The following is a 1,370-nucleotide window of genomic DNA, read 5'->3' as shown; positions in this document are numbered from 1 at the left end:
GGCGGCCTCCATCTCGGCGCTGTCGAGTTCCGTCACTTCGATCACCCGGTCGGCCACGAACCCGACCCGCAGCGCCCGGCCCGGCATCGGAACGTTGAGCAGGATGATCCGCGTCGCCGGCGTGCGCGCGACCGGCGGCAGGCCGAGCTTGGTCCGCAGGTCGACCACCGGGTAGCTCTGCCCGCGCACGTCGATCATCCCCAGCAGGAAGGCCGGCGCCTGCGGCAGCGCCGCCGGCACCCGGTAATCGAGGATCTCGTGGACGTGCTCGACGTCGATCCCGAAGGTCTCGGCCCCGAGGCCGAGGGTCAGGTACTGCCACACACTGGACATGCGGGATCTCCGGATGGATCGGGGCGCGGCTGCGGCTGCGGCGACGGCTGCGGCTGCGGCCCGGCGGCGGGATCCGCGCGGCGACAGGTGCCGCGCGGATCCGGGCTTCGGGCGGCGGGTCAGGCGACGCGGGTGAAGGCGGCGTCCTGCGCGTCGCCCTCGCCCATGTCGAGGGCGAAGCCGCCGCCCGCGGCCGGGCCGCGCCCGCCCGCCCGCTTCGGGCTCGGCGAGCGGATCGCCGCCGAGGAAGCGCCCGAGGCCGTGCCCATCCGCGCCGCGGTCGCGCGCAGGCGCGTCACCGCCTGATCGACGCCGGCCAGGGGGACACCCGCCAGGGGCGCGCCCGGCGCGGACGCCTCGGCGAGGCGGAAGTAGGCGATCGTCGCCTGCAGCTTCTCGGCCTGGGTGGCCAGCTCCTCGGAGGTGGCCGAGACCTGCTCGGACGCGCTGGCGTTCTGCTGGGTGACCTTGTCGAGCTGCTGGATCGCCTGGTTGATCTGGCCCGAGCCGACATCCTGCTCCCGGCAGGCGGCGGTGATCTCCTCGACCAGGCCGGCGGTCTTCTTGATGTCGGGCACGAGCCGGCCCAGCATGTCGCCGGCCTGCTGGGCGGCCTTGACGGTGTCGGCCGAGAGCGTGCCGATCTCGGCCGCGGCCGCCTGGCTGCGCTCGGCGAGCTTGCGCACCTCGCTGGCCACCACCGCGAAGCCGCGCCCGTGCTCGCCGGCCCGGGCGGCCTCGACGGCGGCGTTGAGGGCCAGCAGGTCGGTCTGGCGGGCGATCTCCTGCACGATGGTGATCTTCTGGGCGATGGTCTGCATGGCCTCCACGGCCCGGCCGACGGCGACGCCGCTGGCCTCGGCGTCCTGGGCCGATTGCCGGGCGATCGTCTCGGTCTGGCTGGCGTTCTCGGCGTTCTGCTTCACGTTGGCGGCCATCTCCTCCATCGACGCCGAGGCTTCCTCGGTCGAGGCCGCCTGCTCGGTCGAGCCCTGCGACAGCTGCTCGGCCGACGCCGACAGCTCCTGGGACCCCGC

2 protein-coding genes are annotated in these 1,370 nt (G+C 74.5%); both read right to left on the bottom strand.

Going from position 1 to position 1,370, the window contains the following annotated elements:
* A partial coding sequence (locus tag ME121_RS32735; protein ID WP_059410334.1) for a chemotaxis protein CheW occupies positions 1–333 on the bottom strand: 333 nt, incomplete at its 3' end.
* 119 nt (positions 334–452) lie between these two features.
* Positions 453–1,370 (bottom strand): methyl-accepting chemotaxis protein (locus ME121_RS32730; protein ID WP_491892962.1); only part of this gene is annotated, 918 nt, incomplete at its 5' end.

The sequence above is a fragment of the Methylobacterium sp. ME121 genome (assembly GCF_000974725.1).
Lineage (GTDB): Bacteria > Pseudomonadota > Alphaproteobacteria > Rhizobiales > Beijerinckiaceae > Methylobacterium > Methylobacterium radiotolerans.
Note: the sequence above shows the minus strand (reverse complement) of the source record. Positions and strands in the feature narration are given on the sequence as shown.